This is a genomic window from Bacteroidota bacterium, from assembly GCA_034723125.1.
Lineage (GTDB): Bacteria > Bacteroidota > Bacteroidia > CAILMK01 > JAAYUY01 > JAYEOP01.
The window spans coordinates 1-4,682 of sequence record JAYEOP010000097.1 but is presented as its reverse complement, the minus strand read 5'-3'; the positions used below and the strand labels follow the sequence as shown (position 1 = coordinate 4,682).

Here is a 4,682-nt window from a genome sequence, read left to right as displayed (position 1 = left end):
GCCAGTTTCTATTCGTTCTTTTCATTTAGATTCAAATTATAACAGTCAATTTTACGTGAAAAATACATCACAAGTCCGAGAATTATAAAAACACCAATGCTTCCAATAAGTAATGCGTAGTTTTGTAGTTGAATAATAACAAATATGAAAACATACAGAACGGTAAGTATGCCAGAAATTAACATTGTCAACCTACCTGATTTTAAAACTGCTTTTACATATCCTGCTATAAGCAATAGTGTCGAAATAGCAGAAACAATAAAGGCAACGTTGTATTTTAAATGTTCAGATATAGAAAGTAAAAGAGTATAAAAAACTACTAAAGCGACACCAACAAGTATGTATTGAATAGGGTGAATGAATACTTTATTCATGACTTCGATGAAGAAAAAAACCAGAAACGTAAATCCTATAAATAAAATAGCATAGCGAATTGAACGATATGATTTCTGGTAGTTGTCTACTGGTAGTAGTAAATCAATACCAAATGAGGAGCTTTTGATAGAGTGTCGGTTACTTGTCCATATCTGTGGGTAGTTCCTGTTTAAATGTAAAACATTCCAATTTGCTTTAAATCCATTTTCAGACACCACTCTGTTGTCAGGAAGAAATGCACCATTAAAACAGGGGTTAGGCCATTCAGAAGCAATATTTATGTCAGTAACTTTTCCTACTGGAGTAAAATACAAAAGTTGACTTCCTTTTAAGTCTAAGGATAAATCAAAATTATATATCGAGCTATCATTTGGATTTATAGTAAGTAAAGCATTAATTCCGCTTCTCACAACATCATTTGAAGAAACGCCTGGATTGAATGAAATTTCGTCATTGTTCCAAGTTAAATTTACTTGCTCCTCAATACCTCTAAGGTCATTAATCCCAATAACAAATTCTGCTTTGTCAAATTGTATATTATTTTGTTGAATATCAATAGTGGCAAAATCAAGCTTGTTAAATACTCCTGAAATATTTATTTTAGAATTATATACTACTATTTCATAAATTCCTCGGTAACGCTTTTCTGGATTGATATTTCCTGAGATATTCAGTTGAGCTGGTAAAATGTGTAAGTATTCCTTAAGTTTTACAATTTTCTCGGTAGAGTCTTTTTTTGAAAACTCTTTTACATACCTGAAATAAGGAATGGAAATAAAAGGTCCATATATGGTTTGCTCTTCACCCCATTTGGAACTAACTTCACGGATTGCAGCATTCTGTGTCTTTTCCCTTTCGCCTATTAAACTTCTAATCATAGAAGTCGGTATAAGAAGCAACAATGTTATAATTACTATTGTCCCTACTTTGAAGTAAATGTTGTTTTTTATGGTTTTCATATTTGTTAGTATTTGTGTTAGTATTTTATAATTGGCTATAACATTAGTATAAACGGAAGTTCCGTTTATTTTCATTATATGCAGATATACTCAAAAACCTATAAGTCCATATCCTCCAATGGATTAACGATGCCACCAAGCCCTTTGCTAGTAATATGTGTGTAAATCTCTGTTGTTTTACGCTATTCATGCCCTAATAAAATTGAATATATCTTGAAATTTACTTGCAAATGTAATAATATTTTAAATAAATAAAGTAATTTGTAAAAACTCCTTAAACATTCAAAATATCTACTATTTTAACATTCATAAATTTACCACCGGGATAGCTGTCGGAATAATCAAAATTTAGCCAGATAAAACCATCTTTATCAATATGAAAATAAATGGATTTTCCTTTTGTTTCTTCTTCAAATAATTCTCTGATCAATAAATTAATTCTATCAAGATCTCTTCTATGGCAAACCTTTACTTCCGGATATAAATGTCCAATGGTTCTTACCAAGCGAACTTCTCCACCAATGGCTTTAATGCAAGAAGCCATCATTATGGAATGGTCATCACAATCACCTGAAAGATGTAAAATACTTTCTTTTGACGAGGCATAATATTCTTTATCAATAGGGTCAGGAACATATTTCCAGTTTGTATTTATTTCTTTAAATATTGAAAAATAACGAACTACATTTCCGTACTTTCTGTAGTAATAATCATCGGAAAAATACTTTAAGGAATTTACGATTGCATAATTTCTTACTTCCGGGTCATCATGCACAATTGCTTTATTAACTTTTGTAGCATTCCTAAAATGAGCTGACTCAGGCAAAAATGGAACTTTAACAGGTTTTTCTACTAAATACATTACTAAAGATTTGTAATCAGTATAAATGTCATTGTAGCTGTACTTATTCCTGAAAAAGTTTATTGTCAGTACAATTATTACCATTATTGCAATTCCAAAAACGATATTTTTTAAAAGCCTTACAAGTAAATTAATAAGAGCGAAAATGATGATAAATGAGAGAATATGGTCAAAGCGTAAATTATAAGTGTCGGCAATAACTATTTTTATTTCAGGAACATATTGATACAAAATTATAAATAAAGGAATGCTAATAATGATTGTTGCAATAAAACTGATAACTTTTTTCAGGAATACATGTTTAATTTTTTCCTCAGCTTTTGTTTCATTTTTTGATTTTTTAAAAATCTTTGATAAGCTGTTTTTATTCATAAAAAGGCAATTTTTTCGGACAGCTAATTTATAAAAATAATTTGTTTATGTTTTTTTTAGAAGCCCCCTTAAAAGAAAAAATAAGCCAAACATCAGGACTTCCTTTAGGGAATGTGGCAATTCCTGATTTTCAAAACCTGCACTCTTTAATTAAAAAAAATCACTTCATTACTCAATGACCTAAATTTCAAATATACTAAATCATATAATTCTATTTCATAATTTCAAAAAAAGAAGAATTCAAGTGATTTTCCTTTGGATGTTATTGCATTTTATTACCTTTGCTTTTTTAAAAAAACAGATAAATTTCATAAAAAACAAATTTTATTATGCAAAACAAAATTTTCACTTACATTTCAGTACTAAGTATTTTTTGCTTGATTAGTTTTTCTGGACAAGCACAAAAAATAGAAAAAGTAAAATTAAAAAACAAAGTAGATTCATTTAGTTATGCTATTGGATTAGACATTGGGAAAAACTTAAAAGCTCAATCAATTGAAGTTACACCCGAAGCCCTTGCAAGAGGCATTTTAAATGCAACAACAGGGGAAGACATTTTGTTTACAGATGAAATGGAAAAAAAGATAATGACAGATTTTCAAAAACAATTACAAGAAAAACAAAAACAAATTCAATCAAAAGAAATGGAAAATGTTAAAGCAGCAGGAATAGAATTTCTTGCAAAAAACAAAAAGAAAGAAGGCGTAATCGAAACAGAAAGCGGACTTCAGTACAAAGTTATTACAAAAGGTACAGGAACTTCTCCTGTAGCTACCGATACAGTAACAGTTCATTACAAAGGAACTTTAATTGACGGGACAAAATTTGATGCATCTTACGATAGAGGTGAGCCAGCAACATTCCCACTCAACCGTGTAATTAGCGGATGGACAGAAGGTTTACAACTAATGAAAGAAGGTGCAAAATATATTTTTTACATCCCTTCCGAATTAGGATATGGAGAAAGAGGTGCAGGACAGCAAATACCCGGAGGTTCTACTTTAATCTTTGAAGTTGAACTTATTAAAGTATCAAAATAACAACTTTATTTCAGACATTAAAAAAATTAAATATTATATTATGAAAAAAAACGTATTATTTGTGCTATTTACATTTGTAATCACAGCATTACTTTTATCCTGTGATTCAAAAAAAGGCAATTCAGATGTAACACTTGAAACAGAACAAGATTCAGTTAGTTATGCTCTTGGAATGACAATTGGTGAAAATTTTAAAAGCCAATCAATTGACATTGTTCCTGAAGCTTTTGCTAAAGGAGTTAATGATTTGTTATATGATTCTACTATTTTTGATAACATCGAAAAAGATAGAATTATGCTTGCTTTTCAGGAAGAATTAAGACAAAAGCAAGAAGAAGAAACTATGATGAAATCAGGTGAAAACAGGAAGATAGCTGATGAATTTTTTGCAGAAAACATTAAGAAAGAAGGTGTGGAAAAAACAGAAAGCGGTTTACAATACAAAATCATCGAGCAGGGAACAGGACCACATCCAAATCCTACTGATGAGGTAACAGTTCATTATGTTGGTAAACTTCTTGACGGAACAATTTTCGATTCTTCAAAAGACAGAGGACAACCTGCAACATTTCCTTTAAACAGAGTAATTTCAGGTTGGACAGAAGGACTTCAACTAATCTCTAAAGGTGGACATGCTATACTTTACATTCCTGCCGACCTTGCTTATGGCGACAGAGGAGCAGGAGAAAAAATCCCCGGTGGTTCAGCACTTATTTTTGAAGTTGAACTTATTGATTTTACAGAAGCTAAAGCATCTGGAGAAGTTCAATAAACTTTAAAACATTTATTGAAATTTAAAAAAAACGTCATTATGGGTTTTAAGCTCGTAATGACGATTTTTATATTTGTAAACTCTTGGTGTAATAGACAAAATGGTTGGTTTTTTCTACAAGAGAATTTAAAAAGACCTCTTGCAACTATCAATTAACCCAAAAATCGAAAAAATCGAATAAAGAGGGAAATTAACAAATTCCTTTTCTTTAGAATAATTGCGTGGTGAACAACGAAAGATAAATTCAGGCTTATATTTTTTTTGATAACTTCTTAAACTTTTCAGAGTTCTACTTGTTCCGC

5 protein-coding genes are annotated in these 4,682 nt (G+C 30.3%); 3 read left to right on the top strand and 2 right to left on the bottom strand.

Annotated features, from left to right (window positions below):
- Positions 1 to 8: 8 nt before the first annotated feature.
- Complete coding sequence (gene creD / locus U9R42_02885) at positions 9 to 1,334, bottom strand: cell envelope integrity protein CreD (GenBank protein ID MEA3494961.1); 1,326 nt, start codon at positions 1,332 to 1,334, stop codon at positions 9 to 11.
- 274 nt (positions 1,335 to 1,608) lie between these two features.
- The gene (locus U9R42_02880; protein MEA3494960.1) at positions 1,609 to 2,568 is read right to left on the bottom strand and encodes a transglutaminase; all 960 of its coding nucleotides are present in this window, start codon (positions 2,566 to 2,568) and stop codon (positions 1,609 to 1,611) included.
- 47 nt (positions 2,569 to 2,615) lie between these two features.
- On the opposite strand from U9R42_02880, the gene U9R42_02875 reads away from it, so the two are divergent.
- The 3 genes from U9R42_02875 (at position 2,616) to U9R42_02865 (ending at position 4,380) form a co-directional block, all read left to right on the top strand.
- Positions 2,616 to 2,747: a hypothetical protein gene (locus U9R42_02875; protein ID MEA3494959.1), complete on the top strand. Its 132-nt coding sequence runs from the start codon at positions 2,616 to 2,618 to the stop codon at positions 2,745 to 2,747.
- Positions 2,748 to 2,897: 150 nt separating this feature from the next.
- Positions 2,898 to 3,608 carry an FKBP-type peptidyl-prolyl cis-trans isomerase gene (locus U9R42_02870; GenBank protein ID MEA3494958.1) on the top strand — a complete coding sequence of 237 codons (711 nt, stop codon included), beginning with the start codon at positions 2,898 to 2,900 and terminating at the stop codon, positions 3,606 to 3,608.
- 40 nt (positions 3,609 to 3,648) lie between these two features.
- On the top strand, positions 3,649 to 4,380 hold the full coding sequence (locus U9R42_02865) for an FKBP-type peptidyl-prolyl cis-trans isomerase (GenBank protein MEA3494957.1): 732 nt from the start codon (positions 3,649 to 3,651) through the stop codon (positions 4,378 to 4,380).
- Positions 4,381 to 4,682 lie beyond the last annotated feature (302 nt).